The sequence below is a fragment of the Dendrosporobacter quercicolus genome (assembly GCF_900104455.1).
GTDB lineage: Bacteria > Bacillota > Negativicutes > DSM-1736 > Dendrosporobacteraceae > Dendrosporobacter > Dendrosporobacter quercicolus.
Genome location: NZ_FNHB01000007.1, coordinates 48,085 through 68,215, shown reverse-complemented (window position 1 = coordinate 68,215; position 20,131 = coordinate 48,085). Strand labels below are relative to the sequence as shown.

Annotated in this window: 15 protein-coding genes; 1 reads left to right on the top strand and 14 read right to left on the bottom strand. The window is 41.4% G+C overall.

Features of this window, described 5'->3' with window-relative positions:
- Position 1: 1 nt before the first annotated feature.
- The 13 genes from BLR06_RS13445 to BLR06_RS13385 all read right to left on the bottom strand — a co-directional run bounded on the left by BLR06_RS13445 (position 2) and on the right by BLR06_RS13385 (position 16,651).
- Positions 2-925: a DMT family transporter gene (locus BLR06_RS13445; protein ID WP_092074075.1), complete on the bottom strand. Its 924-nt coding sequence runs from the start codon at positions 923-925 to the stop codon at positions 2-4.
- 269 nt (positions 926-1,194) lie between these two features.
- A complete protein-coding gene (locus BLR06_RS13440; protein ID WP_092074073.1) occupies positions 1,195-2,409 on the bottom strand; it encodes a TrpB-like pyridoxal phosphate-dependent enzyme in 1,215 nt (404 codons plus the stop codon).
- A 301-nt stretch (positions 2,410-2,710) separates the two neighbouring features.
- Entirely contained in the window at positions 2,711-4,480 is a 1,770-nt protein-coding gene (locus BLR06_RS13435; protein ID WP_092074071.1) for a thiamine pyrophosphate-dependent enzyme, read from the bottom strand.
- 27 nt (positions 4,481-4,507) lie between these two features.
- Positions 4,508-5,344 carry a class I SAM-dependent methyltransferase gene (locus tag BLR06_RS13430; protein ID WP_173812709.1) on the bottom strand — a complete coding sequence of 279 codons (837 nt, stop codon included), beginning with the start codon at positions 5,342-5,344 and terminating at the stop codon, positions 4,508-4,510.
- Between the two features lie 44 nt (positions 5,345-5,388).
- On the bottom strand, positions 5,389-6,720 hold the full coding sequence (locus tag BLR06_RS13425) for a nitrogenase component 1 (protein WP_092074067.1): 1,332 nt from the start codon (positions 6,718-6,720) through the stop codon (positions 5,389-5,391).
- On the bottom strand, positions 6,721-8,184 hold the full coding sequence (locus tag BLR06_RS13420) for a nitrogenase component 1 (RefSeq protein WP_092074065.1): 1,464 nt from the start codon (positions 8,182-8,184) through the stop codon (positions 6,721-6,723).
- Between the two features lie 249 nt (positions 8,185-8,433).
- Positions 8,434-9,252 (bottom strand): nucleotide-binding protein, encoded by an 819-nt coding sequence (locus BLR06_RS13415; protein WP_092074063.1) that lies wholly within the window; start codon positions 9,250-9,252, stop codon positions 8,434-8,436.
- A gap of 27 nt (positions 9,253-9,279) precedes the next feature.
- On the bottom strand, positions 9,280-10,302 hold the full coding sequence (locus BLR06_RS13410; protein ID WP_092074061.1) for a radical SAM/SPASM domain-containing protein: 1,023 nt from the start codon (positions 10,300-10,302) through the stop codon (positions 9,280-9,282).
- A gap of 1,405 nt (positions 10,303-11,707) precedes the next feature.
- Entirely contained in the window at positions 11,708-12,175 is a 468-nt protein-coding gene (locus tag BLR06_RS13405; protein ID WP_092074059.1) for a hypothetical protein, read from the bottom strand.
- A 178-nt stretch (positions 12,176-12,353) separates the two neighbouring features.
- The gene (asnB, locus tag BLR06_RS13400) at positions 12,354-14,198 is read right to left on the bottom strand and encodes an asparagine synthase (glutamine-hydrolyzing) (protein ID WP_092074057.1); all 1,845 of its coding nucleotides are present in this window, start codon (positions 14,196-14,198) and stop codon (positions 12,354-12,356) included.
- A gap of 130 nt (positions 14,199-14,328) precedes the next feature.
- The gene (locus tag BLR06_RS13395) at positions 14,329-14,979 is read right to left on the bottom strand and encodes an ATPase (RefSeq protein ID WP_092074055.1); all 651 of its coding nucleotides are present in this window, start codon (positions 14,977-14,979) and stop codon (positions 14,329-14,331) included.
- Positions 14,955-15,200, bottom strand: coding sequence for a hypothetical protein (locus tag BLR06_RS13390; protein WP_092074053.1), 246 nt, complete (start codon positions 15,198-15,200; stop codon positions 14,955-14,957). Before BLR06_RS13390 ends, BLR06_RS13395 begins: the two co-directional genes overlap by 25 nt.
- Positions 15,201-15,325: 125 nt before the next feature.
- The gene (locus tag BLR06_RS13385) at positions 15,326-16,651 is read right to left on the bottom strand and encodes an MATE family efflux transporter (protein ID WP_092074051.1); all 1,326 of its coding nucleotides are present in this window, start codon (positions 16,649-16,651) and stop codon (positions 15,326-15,328) included.
- Positions 16,652-16,919: 268 nt separating this feature from the next.
- Between BLR06_RS13385 and BLR06_RS13380 the strand changes: the two genes are divergently transcribed.
- Entirely contained in the window at positions 16,920-17,255 is a 336-nt protein-coding gene (locus BLR06_RS13380; protein WP_092074049.1) for a cupin domain-containing protein, read from the top strand.
- Between the two features lie 161 nt (positions 17,256-17,416).
- Here BLR06_RS13380 and clpB read toward each other — a convergent pair whose 3' ends face one another.
- Positions 17,417-19,990, bottom strand: coding sequence for an ATP-dependent chaperone ClpB (clpB, locus tag BLR06_RS13375; protein ID WP_092074047.1), 2,574 nt, complete (start codon positions 19,988-19,990; stop codon positions 17,417-17,419).
- Positions 19,991-20,131 lie beyond the last annotated feature (141 nt).

Sequence of the window (20,131 nt, the reverse complement as noted above, 5' to 3'; positions counted from 1 at the left end):
ATCAAAATCTACTTTTCTGCGTTATTACCCAGCGTGTAACCCTTTGAAAATCACATTTTACAGCCAGAAGTCCCAAAAATACAAATGCTGCACCTATAATCTGTCCCTCCAGCACTTTTTCACCAAGAATGATTGCACCAAATACCATACTCATTACGGGAACTATGTAGTGAAAAAAAACAGTTTTAACAGGACTTGTCTGTTTTATACCCTTATACCAAAGCACAAAAGCAATTATTGTTCCAAAAACAATAATATATGCCATTTCCAACCAAATTCGAGTTTCAAATACCGAGTAACTTAAAATTTCACCTTGTAAAATACTGTATATAATCAAAATAGGTAATCCGCTTACCATCGCGAGTGCTGTTACTTTTGTAGGAGAATAACAAACCAGAAGTGGCTTCGCGACAATTGAATATAATGAAAATAAAATTGATCCTAATAGGATTAAAATATTTCCAATAAAGGAATTTGAACTAAAGCTAAATTGAGTTCCTGGTGTCCATTTTATTATTAAATATATACCAAAAAAGGCGAGTAAAGTTCCTATCCACCTGCTAAGGCTGACTTTCTCTTCTCTGGTAATGACCGCATAAATTCCAGTGAATATTGGTGATGTCGAAATTAGCAAGGCTGCATTGGCAGCAGTAGTATTGTGTATACCGTGTGTCCAAACAATATTGTAAACGCCCACTCCTAATGTACCTAACAACAATATGCGAAAATAGTATTGTTTCTCAACTTTGAAGTTTTCTTTAACAATTACCAAATAAATAACAAGCAAAATAACAGTTGAAGTAAATCTAATTAACAAAAAATCAGTTTCTCGAATAGATAAAAGTACTAGTTTTACAAGCGGATAATTAAGCCCCCATATAAAAGCGGCTAATATAGCGTATAAATCACCACCAATAGTCGGCACTCTTATTACCCTCCCTCATCCTATATATTAAAAACCCTACAGTAAAATAGACCTGCCGACGCGGAGCTACGAATTTATTTCGAATAGATATTTACCAATAAATAAAAAGCTCTGTTTTCTTTGCTTAATATACACTCTGGTTCAGGTTTCACTCACCAATCTTTGCTTAAAATATTGAATATAAGAAACACCATATAGCTTGTTCTTTTCCCCGCATCGCTTGCCCACCACCATTTCCTAAAACATAAAGTGGCATAAAAACACTTAATTTATCCCTTTAAACCTTCAGCAAAACTTTGAATATCATAATGACCATGGCCGCTTATACAAATTAATATCGTCTTATTCTCATCCGTATTCTTCAATGCCTCTTCAATTGCGGCGCAAATAGCATAAGACGATTCCGGAGCAGGAAGTATTCCCTCGCTTTGATAAAACTCCTTGCCAGCCCTAATAACTTCTTGCTGATTATAAGCTTTAGCAGTAATTAACCCAACATTAAAAAGTTTACTAAGCAAAGGATCAAAACCATGATATCTTAATCCCCCTGCATAAATTGGATCTGGTATATGGAAGTGCCCTAATGTGTACATCTTTGTTTCCGGAGCTAATTTATTGAAATCGACATAGTCATACATGTACTCCCCTTTTGTAAGCGTAGGGTTTTCCACAGGCTCAACGGCGATAAATGTTATATCTTTTTTACCTTCCATTTTGTATTTTAAAAACGGAAGAGTTATTCCCCCGAAATTTGTACCTCCACCTTTACAACCAATAACTACGTCCGGAAACTCCCCAATTTCCTCCATCTGTCTTATAGCTTCTAAACCAATTAAGGTTTGATGCATCACCATCCCATACACATGAGATATTTTGCTAGTTTGTTTGTTGTTAATTGCATATTGGATTGCATCACTCGTTGCTAAGGCCATACTCCCGGGATCATTCCTTGTATATTCATTACTGGGTTCCTTTATTGGACTCCTGATTACTTTGGCCCCTAACATTTCCATTAAAGCAATTCTCTGCGGCATTCTATCATAGGTTGATCCTGTCATAAAAACAGTACATGCTAGCTCAAACTTTTGTGCTGCATATGCTACGGCAGTTCCCCATTGTCCGGCGCCCGTAGCTGTACATATTTCTTCAAAACCGTCAATTTTGCTATAATGTGCTTGGGGTATTGCACCATTCAGTTTATGGCTTCCAGATGCATTTTGTCCTTCAAACTTATAGTAAATTTTGCTTTTAGCATTAATGGCTTTCTCAAAATATATCGCACGTTTTAGTGGAGTTGCTCGATACTGCTCATATAATCTCATTACTGGATCAGGAATCTTTACATATGATTGGTCACTTTCAAGTAGTAAGCTTTGAGAACGCATATACGAATCATCAAATTGAGGTTTTACTGGATCCAAATTGATACCCTGATCAAATTTCAAATTGTACCAGTAGCTAGGTATTTGTGGATTATTACTCATTATTTACCCTCCATTGATTTTGGATTTTGTAAAACTTATTGTTTTTTACATGAAAATCCATTTTTCGTTGCCGTGTCAGCATTTAAATAAAATCCCTATGATTAACGCCCCTGATATTTTTTGTAATTGGTTAAAAATATTTTTCATTACCTGAATAAGACGCTCTTTAAGTTGTAAAATGGTTTATTACTATAGGAATATAGCAAATACAGATATGCCTCCTCTCATGTGTGAAATCAAAGATTTCGGCTAACCAAACCATATTTACAATATGAATGACACAAATCGAAAACATGATCGTTTATTTGTTGACTAAAATTTCGCATATTCGACAGTTTCCACAATACTTTGTATATAATTTATGCGTATTCATGTCTACCTTTTGATAAGCAAAGCATCCTGGGTCCAACATACTTCCTTTAATCATTTTTACTGCATTACCGACTTTTATAGCAATATCCGAGATATCACGAATGTTGTAGCGACACTGACCTTCAATAATTAAAACTTTACTCCCCTTGTTTTCTTGATACATTTTCGAAATTTGACTTTTAATTTTTGTTAAATTAAGACTCTCCTTAATTACTTTAACATTTTCCTTCAGCACTCCGGCAGCTTGAAGAATTGTTTTAATTTTATCACTGGAATTTACACAGTCTTGAGTCCCAATATTAACAATTTGCCCGCCTGTCATTCCTGCATTTTTATTGTTAAAAATAATAGTTAATAGGTTAGTCGAATGACCTATTTCATTTAGCAGCCCTAAGATGCCACTATGAAAAAAAGCACTGTCTCCAATTAATGCGACTACCTTGTTTTCAGTTATGCGATTAATTCCTGCTGCAATAGGAATACTTGCTCCCATACAGACACAGCAATGCACTGATTTAAAGGGATTAAGTGTGCCTAAAGCTGTACAACCAGCATCTCCGATAGCAGTTATATTTAACAGTTTTAAACTTAATAAAATTGCTCTAGCCGGACAAGCGGGACATAATTTGACGAACTGCTTGTTTTCGTGTCCAATTGTACTCTCTGAGCTTTCACCATCATTCATATTACCAATTATTTTCATTAATTCTTTCTCACTTATTTCACCTACTTTTGACAATGAATCTTTTCCTATCACCTCTTTTAAACTATGAGAATTAGAATTTTTAAAAGTCTTTTTATACAAAAACTCTGTAATTTGGTATTCAATTAAATTTTCCGTTTCTTCAATAATCCACACTTTCTTTAAATCATTAACATGAGAAAAAAATTGTTCTAGATCCTCTAAGATAATTGGATACACTAAACCCAATTTGAATATTTTGGCATTAGGAAATACTTTTAGTACCTTGTTATAAGAATTTCCGCTACATATTATTCCAATATCACAATTGCCTAAAATAAAATTATTAAAATTGTTATTTTTTAATGATTTTATTTTCTCAATTCTTTCTATCATTGAAAATTTCATTTGACGATAATAATCGGGCCCAATGTAGTAGCATTTTCCATCTTTTGGTTTAAAGTTATACATTGGCGTATATGACTTTTGTAATCTTACATTAAGCTCTCCTATCTGCTGTAATTGACTGCCACAAATACGTAAGATCACAGGTGTTTTATAATCTTCACTTACTTCTAGGCCGTAAGAAACATACTGGTAAGCATCTTTTACAGTTGCTGGTTCAATAACGGGAATCATGTTAAGCGGGCCATATAATCTACTATCCGATTCATTATGTGAAGCCTTCACACCGATGTCATCTGCACTGATAATCAACATACCGGCCCGCGTACCCAAATATGATAAATTGATAAGCATGTCTTGCATAGTATTTAGTCCGTGATTCTTTACAAATACAACACTTCGTGCACCAGATAAACATGCACCGATAGCATTTCCTAATGCTACGGATTCATTTATACACCAAGTTGCTACAATCTTAGTTGAAGCTTGAAAGGATCTTTCAATCACCTTTTCAAATATTGAGGTTATTGGAAAGCCAGGATAACCGGTTGCCATTGAAATATTAGCATCCAGGATACCCACCACTAATGCATCTTCAAATGTAGTTGCCATATTAACCTCGCTTAGAAAATTTGCAGTTTAATCTTTCCGCGCTATAAAATGAAACCTTACTCCATAACTGATTAAATCTGGCCGTTCTCTAGCCAATAGTTCAAGCTTAAGAAGCTTTTCCAATGGAATTTCATCTAGAAGCCATGCATTAGGAATAAACTCAGTAAATACAGTGGTTGGATAAATTTTTATATCGGTAAAACCTGTATCAAGCAAAATGGCTTTGAGTTCATCCGCTAAATAGTAATGGGAAAAATCATTTTGACCGCGCTGCAAGTCTCCCTCCTTTGTAAGTTGGAGCGCTCTATCCAAATCTAACTCCATCGCTAATTGTGCAACTTTTCTCATTCTATTCAATACACATCCAAAAATAATACCATCCTTCCGTAAGACTCGATAAAGTTCTCTTATAGATTGATAAGAATTTTCTTTTTGTCCACAGTGCGAGATAGGATTTCTATCACTAAAAACGAATTCGTAACTTTGATCTTTATACGATAAATGGACTATATCACCCTTTTCTATAACAATTTTGTTTAGCAATTTCTCTTTTTCAACAACTTCTCGTGCCACTTTCAACATAGGTTCTGCTACATCTATTAAAGTAACTTGATGTCCCTTTTTAGCAAAATAGACTGACCATTTACCAGTTCCTCCTCCTGCATCAAGAATTTGCAATTGTTTTTTTTCCGATAGAATTGGATCTATTATTTTTTCTACGAGTTTGTCATATAAAGAAAAGTTAAATGGATATTGTGTTACACCATAATGATACTTAAGTGCTTCCTCATTCTCAAAAGTTTCAAAATTTTCTTTCCAAAAGTATTGATTACTTAATTTACTAGACTTAATTTCATTTACCATACGCTCACTCCCTAAATTTGTTATAACAAACTTAAGCCACCATTTTAATACCATAAGCTAGAAAATGCATTTACAATGTCATCTACAATTGACACAGTACCAGTGAATCCTAAGTAAGGTTTATCATAGATGACCAATCGATTAGTAGCCGGAAACTGCCACGTGATGTGTGCTGTTTTTTTCAAATCTTTCAAACGATCAATACTTCTCCCAAAAACAAGATTAGGCTTTGTTTCAGACAACAATTGGCGTATCAAATAATTGTCCTCTTTAATCAAGACAGTTGCTCTATTGTCACGTACTTTGAGAATTTGATCTAGTATTTCAAGCTCATACTCTTGAACTTTTGAGGTAAAAGCAATAATTACCGACTTCATACCCAACTCATTTAACAAAAAATTTGTAAGTGCTATTGTCCTGGAAGGTTCGCCGATTATTGCAACTCTTCCTGATGTAAACATTACCTTCGAAAAGTCAAACCCTCGTAACATCTGTTTTCTTGCTTTTAATTCTTCCTCTTCCAATACTGATTTAATTAGTTCTCGGTCAACATTCAACAGTGAGCCTATTTTTAGAAAAAATTCTTTAGTGTAGTCAAACCCTATTGGGGCAATACTGAACTGATGGGTTAATGCTTGAGTAACTTTTTTAAGTTTGTTTATTGTTTTTTTCCCAATCAAATTAGACATTGAAATAATAAGGTCACTATGAAACATTTGTTGTACCTTATCAACCGAGCAATCTCCAGTAAAAAAACTATTTACATTAATATCAAACCTCTGAAGTACTCGTTTAATTTCTTTCATATCACCTCGAAAAAACATATCATAGAGGGGGATAAGTCCCAGTATGTCAATTTGCTTTTTATCATTTTTCTTATATTCATTTTTTCCAGGATACCAAAATCTTTCATTAAAATCTTTCACAACTTTATATAAAAAGTCATTATAACCATCAAAGGTATTCCCGGATGCTCCACCAACCTCTACAACTATTACTTTTTTGTTTCTGTCCTCCGATTCTTGAATCGCTACTTCTTCTAAATCATCTCCAATAATTTCTGAAGAGCATGTGGTTAATATAAATAAAATGTCCGATGTATTGACTCGTTCAATTTTCTCAATCCCTTGTTTAAGAAGCTTAACGCCTCCAAAGATTACATCCCGTTCATGAAAGCTCGTTACTGGACAGGGAATAAAACTTTTCCAGTGTTGGGACAATCCATAGCGCATGGCAAAGCCACAGCCTGATGAACCGTGAACTAATAGTGAGCTGTTGCTAAAACCTAAAGTACCTAAAAATCCTCCAGATAGACCACACGAATGTGAAGGTTCGATAGCATAATACTTTTCCGAGACTATTTCATATGATTTCATTTAAACCTCTCTTTTCATATAGTTCTTAAACCATTCTTCGCCGCAAACACGTTCTCGGCCAGTTATAAGGAAATCCAATGGAGCATAACGCGGTACTGGATCACTAGTAGCACGTAGTATTTCTTTTCCAAAATTAATCAGCCCTTTAAATCCAAAATAAGGACCGATAAAATCATTGAAGTGGGTGCTAACTGCAGATAACTGCATCAATGCATTTTTCGGAGTTAAGCCAGCTGGGCCAATATAGACATCCGGGTCATGTTTCTTTACCAACGGAATTTCTTCATATGTTTGCGGAAAAACATACAATTCCACATCATAATCAAACATTTCTGTTACATCTCTTATCTTTTCTCTTACCAAATCATCATATGTTATTAGTCCAATATAGCAAACTCTAAGACCCAACTCTAGTGCCATAGCAAGCAAAGAAGGCGCCTTGTCGTGCCCTGCTGTAATTGCAATTGTTTTATCTCTCAATTTTTCTTTTAAAAAAGCCAATTCAATTTTAATTTCATCTAATTCTTTCTCAATAAGCACCTCAACTTCTTTGTCTTTTTTAAAAATTCCCCCTATGCTTTTCAACCACCTTTTTGTAAAGTATATACTTATTGGATGCGACTCTTCTGAATATTCAGTGCCAAATTTTTCGTTCATCTTCTTACAAAAATTCCATCCGTATGTTAAGCACAACATCGTATTCGCTTTAGCATAAGGTGCACGTTTTACATTAGCTATTGAAGTATGGGGTACAGACATTGGTAATTGCACTTTTAGTCCAAGCTCTGTTAAAAGTCTTGCACATTCTTTTTCATCCACACTGGCAGCATTCCCGTAAGGGATGATATTTATTGTATATTCTTCAATTTCATCTGGTTGTTCCATTATGTGTTCAATAATATAATCGTGAGCTAAATCATATCCGATTGGCCAATACCAGGATTTGAACCCAGAGGTATCTAACCATCCTACGTTTAAATTCAACTGCTCTCTAGCCTCTTGTACTACCTCACCTATATCATCGCCAATAATTCCAGGACAGCAACTTGACAATATTGCTACATGTTCAGGATTAAACCTAGCTTTAATATCCCTAACTGCACGACGTAATTTATTTGTTCCTCCGTAAATCACGTCATGCTCATCCATATTTGTACATAGTGTTATACAATCAGCTGTTTTGGAGGAACCCGCAATAGATTTTAATGAATAAGCTCCGCCCCACAATATCCACAGGCTCATACAGCAGCCTGGAGGGCTGTGAAATAAGATTACCAAAGAACCTATTTTTGATAAAGTTAAATATGCACCATCAATAGGACAGCTAGAAAGATCACAAACAGCCTTGTGTTTATTGTTCTTTTTTGCATCTCTCTTACATTCATTTGGGTTTACCTTGTTATTAAACTCTTTTAAAGTCCCATAATACTGAGATATTGCTCCACATTTTACATCTCTCGTCATACGTACATTCCTCCCTAATATAAATAGCCTGTAGCAAAGCTCAATTGCGGTAATAGTTCCCGGAGAAATACACAGTAAATTATCTTATTATCACTGATTTATTTTCACATTCTCCTATAAATTTGCGCTTACTAGATCGGGGTAACCCGTTGCGAGCTGAAGCTTAAAATCTTTTCTCCCAATTCGTTATCTAAGCAAAGCTATTGATGTTCTATAATTTACTTTCTTCTCCATATTGCCAGAGTACTGCTAGGTAGTATACTTTTCACACAAATCTACTAATTCCTGAAAAAACAGAGGAGCTGGAATCGCAAAATGATTATTGCCAACAATCTTTTGAGCCAATACTCGATAACCGTTTGCCGCCTCTGAATTGCCTTCTTTTTCTACAACAGTCTTAGCCAATCGTTCACACTTTTGTATAAGTTGATCTCTTTTCACAAAGTGGATCATCTGTGAATTAATTCTGGATGCAAACTCAGAAACCAGCTCAAATTCCTGATCAACATTTCTTGAATTACAGATTATCCCCCCTAATTTTACACCACGGCTTTTACCAACTTTTTCAACTGCTATCGCAATATTATTGGCCGCATATAATGCCATAAACTCCCCCGAAGTTACAATATATATTTCCGTTGCATAACCGGATTGTATAGGTTTAGCGAAACCACCGCAGACAACATCACCAAGTACGTCATACAATACAAAGTCGTACTCTTCTTCAAATATATTTAGATTCTCAAGAATATCCATCGTACGAATAATGCCACGTCCCGCGCAGCCTACACCGGGCTCCGGTCCGCCAGCTTCAATAGCTGATATGTTTTTGTAACCATTAAACAGAACCATACTACGTGTAATATCAAAGCCCTCTCTTTCACTATCGGTCCAAATATCCAATACAGTTGGGATAAAATCACCGACAATTGTTCTCGTCGAATCATGCTTAGGGTCACATCCAATCTGTAAAACTTTATAATCATTATCAGCAAGTGCTGCACAAACATTTGCTGATGTAGTGGATTTTCCAATACCACCTTTACCATAAATTGCAATTTTACGCATACATTACACCTCCTTTACTTTCTAATGTTATTGTACGATTATAGTGCACAGATAATCTGAATGTACAAGATCTTTTGATTCTCCCCATTCAAAATCAATGTTTGGAGGCTGCTTACCATATAATCTAAAGCAATATAAATCAGGTTTATTCATATCATTGTAAAGCCTTCGAGCCGCGCAACCACCTTGACATATATCTAATACATCGCAGTCGGCACACTCCTCAGGTACAGCTTTGGTTTCTTCAGTTACTTCTTCAATATATTGAAGAAATGCTTCATATGAAAACTTTTTCTTATTTGCTACTAACTCATCAATACTAGACATGCTTTTATTCCAATACACACAAGGGACAATACCGCCATCTGGCCGAATTCGCAAGCTTTTCTTGCCACACCTTGACCCGCCATCCAATGTTTTATTTCTGATTAATGCATTGACGATTGGCTCACTACAAGAAACTATCTTAGAATTGCTAAATAATCGTTTTACCCCTTCCCAAAATTCATCATAGGTCAATAAGTGTTTAAGTGTATGAACTGGTTTATATACATTTACTCTAAGATTTACGCCTATACCCCTAGCCTTTTCAGCCATTTTATCCATTACATTGTAATTTTCTTTCATCATTGCACAAGCAAAGGAAGCTTCTACCCCCAGTCGCTTACACCTTTCAATCCCAGTTTCAACTAAGTTAGCGGCACCTAATCCTCGAAACTGATCGTGATTGTCTTTTTGAGCAAAATCTAATGAGAAATCAATATCATTAAATCGTTTAAGCTGTTTATCATCTAACAATGCGACTGTATAACCATTAGTTGTTAGGGCCATTTTTATTCCTTTCTTATATACATAATCTGTAATTTTATCAAACTCAGAATGTAATCCACTTTCTCCTGTTCCAAAATTAATAGCAGTAATATCTAAGTTCTTGCAAAGTTTTTCTACATCTTCATATTTAAGTTCAAAAGTTTGATCCTCCCGAGAATAGCAATGACTGCAATTATAATTGCACTTATTCGTAATACCTATCCCAATTGAAAAGTCCATATTTAATTCCCTCTCAATCTTTATGATTTTTTCAAACTACATAAGCTTTCTACAAGGTATTTACAAAAATTGGAGTAAATGGAGTTCCGTCAAATTAAACATTAATAAAGTATTTACTTTGGGATAAAAATTCCATAGGTTAGTCTCGCTTGTAATTTACATTATTTAAAATATAAATTTAACTTTTCGCAAAATTATGTTATAATAAATTTGGCAAAGCAAAATAGTATAAGCTATTAGCTGCAACCCATAATCATTGTTTCCGCCAAGAAGCCTTATGATTATGGGTTTTGCCATGTATAATTTTCACTGCTATTCTCTATTACTAAATTTAATTATTTACATAACATTCACCTTACTTCCTCATTTATTGATAAAGTATTTAAATCTACTTATAGATAGATTATTTGATATAAATACAATATTAACTAATAGTAAAATTGGCAAAGAAAATAAGCATAAGCTATCAGCTGCTGACCTATAATCATTGTTTCCGCCAAGAAGCCTTATGATTATGGGTTTGCCTCGTTATTAGGATGAAAACTGTTAATAATCTAAATAATCTATTTACTGGTACAAGATTTATAATAGCCGATACTGCTTACTCTTGGTAAAATCCAGGCCCCAAAAACTTCAGTTTGAGCCTCAACAGGCACTATTCGAACTTTTTATATTAGATGATATCACTAACATAATCAATATTAAGTACCAGACATGCTATGCTAAGACACATAGTGATAGACCAATTTGGTATCCAAATCAGACATCTGGTCTCGCTTACGCAAAATTGCATAACGAAAACATAGTGATTAACTGCTCGCCGTCACTGTTAACGCCAAAGCATTGTGATTCCTGGTTTGATAAAGCTCCGCCAAAGCAATACTCTGTCAAACTTGTCCATAATCCAATCTATCTTTAACCTCAATTAATCAACACACATTACATTTCCTCCCTTGTTTGTCATTGTTTTCCTTATTTTTTCATTATAAAATATATTTATCTATTAATCAACCATTATTTATAGATATCTTCATCATTGTAACATTATAGTACATTCACGGATTTCCAATTGTATAATACTATTGGACATTAAAACCATAGTCCTCCAGTAAAAGAATAAACACTATTAAATCAACAGTTTACGAGTTTATATAAGTCATAAGTTTAGGAAAACTGCTCTAAAAAATGGAAACTTAAATTATACTAATATTTTGGATTTATAACTACTTTATCTGCAAACTTACTATCTCAATTAGCTGCGCACCCATCGGTTAGGTTGTGGAGCGCAAACCTGCATTCATTTTAAAATAATTTTTTTCGTTGCATAGCCGTAAATTTCCAACCATATGGTTTTCGCTTACACGCAAAAAAACTGCCCCAATTGATCATTGAGGCAGTTTTACCGTCAAATGCTGTTAAGCAGTTTTTCCAGCGCTTGGTATTTGGCGTCATTGTAGATTTGATCAAAATCCACAATATACCATTCACCCTTGATTTTTTCCAAGCCTACCGGTTTAACGGTAAAATTAAAGGTGTCCTGCTCCTGCAGGGTGGCAACCACGACTGCATAATTGCCCTCGCGGGCGGCTTGTTTGACCGACATTACATTGGACTTTTTCAGTTGAGCCAAACCTGAATCACCGGTCAGAAACTTGACCACAGTCTTAGCGTTTCCGCTTGAAGCTGGCGATATATATAATCCGGCTTCCTTCATTTTGCTGTTTTGAGCGGCGTCAACGAAGGTTTTAACCACTCCATCCGGCTCAAGTCCGGTTATTCGCTTGGCATTCGAACCGCCGCCGCAGCCGGCCACTAACATCACGAAGAGCAGTAAGCCTGCGACAGCCAAAGTTTTCAGCGATTTTTTCGGCATCCAGTATTCATCCTCTCTGCTTGACTGCATAAGTAATTTCTTGCCTTTCCCAGCATAACACAAATTGACTGACTAGTCACTGGCTAAAACTGGCATTATACAATAGCAGGCGCCGGTTGCGTCCAGCCTAATAAAAAAGGGGTCTCACATGGCTTGCATGTTGAGACACCCTCCAGGATTATACAATTTTCACTTTATAGCGGCGCATCCAGGCATCAGCCTGCACCAGATAGGCAAACAACTGCGCCCCGCCCATCAATTGCCCAAACCAGGGGATATTGGAAGCCGCCAGGTCAGTTTGGGCAATCGCCTTAATCTTGCCGGCATCAATCAGCGGCAGCAGCGGTGAAGACGTATCGTCCAAAACCTCCAGCGCCCATTTCCGCACTGTGTTCAGATATTCGGGATTATGCGTTTTAGGGTAAGGGCTTTTTTTCCGCCATAACACATCGTCCGGCAATATCCCGGTTAACGCATACCGCAGCAGCCCTTTTTCCCGTTGCTGATAATTTTTCATTTCCCAGGGAACATTCCAGACATACTCGACCAGCCGGTGATCGCAATAAGGCACCCGGACCTCAAGGCCGAAGGCCATACTCATCCGGTCTTTGCGGTCAAGCAGGGTAGGCATCCAGCGGGTCAGGCTCAAATAAAAGATTTCCCTCATCCGGGCAGCGCCGGCCGCCTCCCCCGGTAAGCGCGGAACCTCAGCCAGGGCATCGCTGTAGCGTTGTTTGACATAGTCGCTTAAATTGAGCCTGGCTTTAAATTCCGGCGATAACCAGTCTAACCTTATTTCCGGCCGCGGCGCCCAGGGAAAGGTCGTTGCGTTGATCATTTCCTCGCGATAAAACCAGGGATAACCGCCGAAGACCTCATCAGCGCACTCTCCCGACAATGCTACCGTAGCGCCTTTTTTGATTTCCCGGGAAAATAGATACAGCGATGTATCAATATCAGCCATTCCCGGTAAATCACGCGCAACGGCGGCCTGGGGCAGACTTTGCGCCAATTCCTGATTCTCCAGGATAATTTCATGATGATTGGTATGAAAATATTCCGCCATCCGCTTTACCCAGGGCGCATCGGCATTAGGCTGAAAACTGCTGGCCTGAAAAAATTTTTCATTGTCGCGGTAATCAACCGAATACGTATGAAGCTGCCCTAAGCCGTCACGACGGTAAGTATTGGCCGCCAGAGCGGTAAGAGCGCTGGAATCCAGCCCGCCTGACAGGAACGTGCAGACCGGCACGTCAGCAACCAGCTGCCGCTGGGCCGTATCCAGCAATAACTCGCGGACAGTCTTTACTGTCTGGGTAAAATCATCTTCATGGGGCTTACTGTGCAAAGCCCAGTATTGCACGATCCGTGTTCCATTGCGGTTATACAGCAGCGAATGACCGGGCTTTAGCTCGTAAATATCGCGAAATATACCATGACCCGGCGTCCGCGCCGGCCCAATCATAAAGACTTCAGCTAATCCTGCGGCATCGATTTCCGGCTGCACCAGCGGATTGGCCAGCAAGGCCTTTAATTCCGAACCAAACAGCAGCCTGCCGCCCCGCTCGGCATAAAACAGCGGCTTGACGCCAATGCGGTCCCTGGCTAAAAATAAGTGTTCCTTCTGTTCATCCCAAATGCCGAAAGCAAATATTCCATTCAGTTTTTCGACACACGCCGGACCATATTCAATATAAGCTGTCAGCAATACCTCCGTATCGGAGCTGGTGGTAAAGTGATAGCCGCGGGCTTCCAGTTCCTGCCGCAGTTCGGGGGTATTATACAACTCCCCGTTATACGTAATGACATAATTCCAGTCGCCGCGCCGCCTGATCATCGGCTGCGCCCCATTGACCAGGTCAACAACGCTTAACCGGCGATGACCGAGCGCTACCGCCGGTTTAACGTAAGTTCCGGATGCATCGGGCCCCCTGGCTGCCAGTGTTGCGACCATTGCATCTAAAATAGCGCGCTCCTGCTCCAAATCATTGTCCCAGTCTATCCATCCAGTAATGCCGCACATGTTATGCATCTCCCCTTCGAGAAGAAATGAGCGCCTATCAGACCACTTTACAGCAGTGTTATAGGCGCCTTTGCCTCGCGTGTTAATTACAGGATATAAATATGCAGGCAGCCGTAGTTTTGCTACAAACTTAGCAAGACGGCGGACGGTTACTTTTCTTGGTTGTCTTTAACATGACTCTTTTGTAGCCATTCAGGCCAAACATCGCTCGCAAGGCCTGACCGGTCCACAGGCTCAGCCGCCCCTGCGGATAAAGCACCAGCACTCCGCTTGGCAGCTTCTCCGCAATCAGCACCGGCCCTTCGCCGGAATTATCATAAATCCGCGCCACATCAACAATCCGCGTGGCCTCAGCCAGCCGGGCCATCGTCCGGTGATATCTGGATCTGATTTTATCCGCGGGAACATCGTGGCCCCCCTTTAGCACCCGGTTGCGGACCCGCTCCACATTAATCATCGGATCCTGGGTGGTAACAAACAGAAAATAAATGACATACCCGGCCGCTTTTGCCGCCTTTAGCAAAGCAATTTTAGCATCTGTCGACATCACTGTTTCCATGGCAAAAGACTGCCCCTGCCTAATGGCGGTACGGCGCAGCCGGTCGGCCTCCTCGGCCGCCGCCAGCGCCTTTAGCTGATATTGTTTGGCAATTTCATCGGCATTAATATACAAAGACGGCAAATCACCGGGATTTGCCGCATAGATTTTTTCAGTTATTGTACTTTTCCCTGAACCGTTGGGACCGGCAATCACCACTAAACGAGCGTATTGTTCGCCCATATGTCCATACCTTTGACCGACCGTCTCCGGCCTTTGTATTTTCTGGCAATCACATAGCGTTTTTCGCCTGTAGGCGCTAAAAAGTACAGTCCTTTTTCATCTTTATGGCAAGTTGCCTGGCCTAAAGCCTGCGTGCGGGCAATGGCCTCATGGGTGGTCTCGGCCAGAAAGCTTTCCTGCTGACGTTTCCCCATAGCCCAAAAGCTCTTTTGTGCTTCCATACGAACGCTCCTTTACACCAAAGATTATTATACTTTATTATATCATCTTTACGGCAAATATTGTTCGTCCGAAAATAAAAAGCGCTGTTAAAATTGCTGGTAGTACTGGTGCTTCTATGGGCCGGCTAAACCATCGCCTTCGACTTCCAGTCGCCGCTTCGCCAGCGCCACAGCATAGCCAGGCCGCGGAACCACTCATCAAGCAGCATAACCAGCCAGAGTCCGGGCAAGCCATAGCCCAAGACGACGCCAAGATAATAGCCCAGGCCAATGGTGATTGACCACATGGAAATAATCGCGACAAACACCGGGAATATGACGTCGCCGGCGCCCCGCAGACCATAGATAAACACAATATTAAACGTACGTCCGGGCTCTAAAAAAGCATCAATCAGAAATACCGTCGCGCCCAGCGCAATAATTCCGGGATCACTGGTGAATATTTCCATAAGCTGATACCGGAATAGAAACAGCAATCCGCCAATGACCCAGGCGCCGGCAAACGCAATCTTAAAATTCTGCATACCGGCTTGCTCCGCCTCGGCAAATTTCCGGGCACCCACTAGCTGCCCGATCATAATAATATTGGCCTGTCCGATTGCCAGTGAAAATAAAAACGCCATTTTAATGACCGACCAGGCATACGTACGCGTAATATAGGCATCAGCGCCTAAATGAACAATGATGATCATCATCAGAATCGTCTGGCTCAAATTATAGGACATGTTTTCCATGGCAGCCGGGAAGCCAATGGTGAGCAGTTGCTTTAATTCACGAACCGGGAAAGCCAGCAGATGACGCAAAATACCGATTTTCAGCAATTTGGTAAACACATAAACCAGGGCCGCCATAACGGCCACGCCTTTGCCGCATACGGCGGCAATGGCGACCCCCTGAACGCCCAGCGCCGGAAAGCCTGCCACGCCCAGTCCCAGCAGAATCGAACCCGTCAAATTTAATACATTCATAAAAGCCGTAATGGCCAGGCATTGTTTGGTCCGGCCGAAACCTTTTAAAATGGCGTCCGCCGATGACAGCAGAGCATCAAAAAAAATAAAACCACCTACAATCTGCATGTAGGTGTGAGCGTAGCTCAGTAAATGATCCGCTATGCCCAGACGCATCAGAATGCCTTTACCGAAGGTCAGCAGAATAAGACTGACCGCCGCGCCCAGCAGAGCATTAAACAGCAGTGATACGGCGGCAATCTTATCAATTGCCTCCGGCCGCTTTGCGCCAACATTCTGCGCTACCAGAACCGAGGTTCCCATCGAAATAATGGCAAACACCAGTAAAAAATTCCAAATAATCTGATTGGTGGCTTCCACTCCCGCCGCAGCCACACTGTCATACTTGCTTAAAATATACACATTGACAAAGCCTACCAGCATAATTAGAAATTGTTCCAAAAATATCGGCCAGGCCAATTTAAATAAGGAAAACCTGTTCACTTTTATCCCCCAGCTTGTGTTGATATTCGCCTGCCCTGCCTTCATAGCCGCAATGGCTCATTTACTCATATTATCAGAAACAGATTTTGTTGTCAAAACAAAAATTCGTCCCGCTTGCCCAGGTTGTGATGGCGGTCACAGCAACGAGGGATAATAAAGCCTATACTGGTACTGTGCCAATCTTTAAACTGCAAACGATCAGTAACTGCAGCATTCAGGGTTGGTAAAAGTATTACAAAGCGAAAAGCAAATTAGGAGGGACAGCAACATGGAACAAAAATTCATCAAGAATATAGAATTCGCCAAAACGCTGACCATGGCCGGTCTTGTCGATTACCAGCCCGGCCGCGTGGTCAGCCTGACGCTGGTGCAGAATGAGGCGGTCAGCATTACCCTGTTCGCCTTCAGCAAGGGCGAGGCAATCAGCACACACGCCGCGCCCGGCGATGCCCTGGTCTACCTGTTGGACGGCGAGGCCGAAATTACCGTTGGCGATAGCAAACTCACCGCCCGCACCGGTGAAGCAGTGGTCATGCCGGCCAACATTCCCCACGGACTGGAAGCCGTCGATAATTTCAAAATGCTGCTGATTGTAATCAAATAGCACAGCACTCCGCTGTCCGCAAGCAAACCCAAGACGGCGGTCGGCGCAGCCGGAAATCGTCTTGGGTTTAAGCGCTCTTTCTTTCTTGCGCAGAAAGGCGTGTCGCTGTGCGTTTGCTAACACGTTTTGCGACACGCCTTTTATTTACCGGTATTTACCGGTTAGAGCAAAGCAATTTTTTCTTGTTCCACAATGGCCCGGACCTCGCTGCCTTCACCAAACCGGCCTAAAACAATCTTTTTGCTTAACTCGGTTTCAATTGTCCTGCTGATCAAGCGCCGCAGCGGCCGTGCGCCATAAGCCGGGTCATACCCGTCCCTGGCCAGTAAATCCAGTACCGCATCATCCCAGGTTAAGGTAATATTAACCTGTTTTTGCAGCCGCTTGTTCAGGTTTTCCAGCAGAATTCCGGCAATTGTGCGGACCTGCTCCGCTGAAAGGCCGTTAAAAACAATGGTATCGTCGACCCTGTTTAGAAATTCCGGCCGGAAATAGCTTTTCAGCATGTTCAGCACCCGCTCTTTGGCAACCGCAAAATCGTTCTGCAATATTTCCGCCGAGCCTAAATTGGAAGTCATGATGATAATGGTATTTTTGAAACTAACGGTGCGCCCTTTACTATCTGTTAAGCGGCCGTCGTCTAAAATTTGCAGCAGGACATTGAATACATCGTTATGCGCTTTTTCAATTTCATCCAACAGCAAAACGCTGTAAGGCCGGCGGCGTACTGCTTCCGTAAGCTGGCCGCCCTCGTCGTAGCCGACATAGCCCGGCGGAGCCCCAATCAGGCGGGCCACCGCGTGCTTTTCCATATATTCACTCATATCCAGCCGCACAATATTGCGTTCATCATCAAACAGAATTTCCGCTAAGGCCTTCGCCAGCTCAGTTTTGCCCACACCGGTCGGCCCCAGGAAAATAAACGATCCAATGGGCCGGTTCGGGTCCTTAATCCCGGCCCGCGCTCTGATGATTGCTTCGCTTACCGCTTGCACCGCATAGTCCTGGCCTACTACCCGGGCGTGCAATACCTCTTGCAATCTGGCCAGCTTTTCCCGTTCCCCGGCCAGCATCCGGCTGACGGGAATACCGGTCCAGCGGCTGACCACTTTGGCAATATCCTCATCGCTTACTTCTTCTTTCAGCAGTGTGCCGCCGCTCTTTTTATCAGCCAGGGCTTTTTCCTCATCCTGCAGCCGCCGTTCAAGTTCCGGCAGGCGGCCGTATTTCAATTCGGCCAGACGGTTTAAATCATACGAGCGCTCGGCTGCCTCCATATCGCTTTTTACAGCCTCAATTTCCTGTTTTAATCCTCTGACCCGCAATATCGATTGTTTTTCCATTTGCCACTGCTCTTTCAGCTGGTCGGCCTGCTCACGCAGGCCGGCCAGTTCCGCTTCGATGTGCCTGGTTTTATCCTGTGCGGAAACATCGCTTTCCTTCTTCAGCGCCTGATCCTCAATTTCCAGCTGCATGATCCGGCGCAGTATTTCATCAAGCTCACTGGGCATCGAATCTATCTCCGTACGCAGCTTGGCTGCGGCCTCGTCTACCAAATCAATCGCCTTATCCGGCAAAAAACGGTCGGAAATATAGCGGTCGGATAAAACAGCGGCCGATACCAGCGCCGAATCCTTAATCCGAACGCCATGATGAATCTCATAACGTTCTTTTAAGCCCCGCAAGATCGAGATGGTATCCTCCACCGTAGGCTGCCCGACCATTACCGGTTGGAAACGCCGCTCCAATGCAGTATCCTTTTCAATATATTTGCGATACTCATTCAGGGTTGTCGCCCCGACACAGCGCAATTCGCCCCTGGCCAGCATCGGTTTTAAAATATTGCCCGCATCCATCGCCCCTTCAGCCGCGCCGGCGCCGACAACAGTATGCAGCTCATCAATAAATAACAGGATCTTCCCTTCGGATTTGGCAATTTCGTTTAAGACATTTTTCAGCCGTTCCTCGAATTCGCCCCGGAACTTGGCGCCTGCCACCAACGCCCCCAAATCAAGTGAATATAATGTTTTATTTTTTAATGACTCCGGCACGTCTCCGGCAATAATGCGGCGGGCCAGACCCTCGACAATGGCTGTTTTGCCTACACCAGGTTCACCAATCAGTACGGGATTGTTTTTGGTCCGGCGCGACAGTATTTCAATTACCCGCCTGATCTCGTCATCCCGGCCGATCACCGGGTCCAGCTTGCCCTGCTGAGCTTGCGCCGTAAGATCGCGGCCATATTTACGCAGCGCCTGAAAGGCCTCTTCCGGGTTATCAGAGGTAATGCCCTGACCGGCGCGATGCCCGGTTACAATAGACTTAATCCGGTTGCGCACCAGATTGAATTCCCGGCATATCCGGATCACCTCATTGTCGCCGTCTTCAACAACGGCCAGCAACAGATGCTCGGTGCTGATAAACTGATCTTTCATATCAGCGGCCATTTTTTCCGCCAGCGCCAATACCCGCAGCATAGCCGTATTCATATGCATGCCGGCCGCGTCGCCGCGAACTGACGGCTGCTGCTTCAAGAGCTGTTCCAGTCTCACCTGCAGTAAACCAGGGTCAACCTTAAGCTCAGTGAAAATCTGCCCTAAAAGTCCTTCAGCGTCTCTGGCCAATGCTGCTAACAGATGCGCCGTAGTGATCTCCTGATGATAATACATTGCAGCCAATTGCTGCGCTCCCTGCATTGCCGCCAGTGCGCGCTGCGTATACTTTTCCTGTTGCATATAACCAGCCCCCTCAGTTACTTTTTGTAGTTTAAATTCGTCTACCGTCGGCGGTAACTTTACATATTACCTGACAATCAGTATCCTTGAATTTATCTTAACAAAGCCTGCCAATTTTAGCAATCATTTTTTTGACTTTTT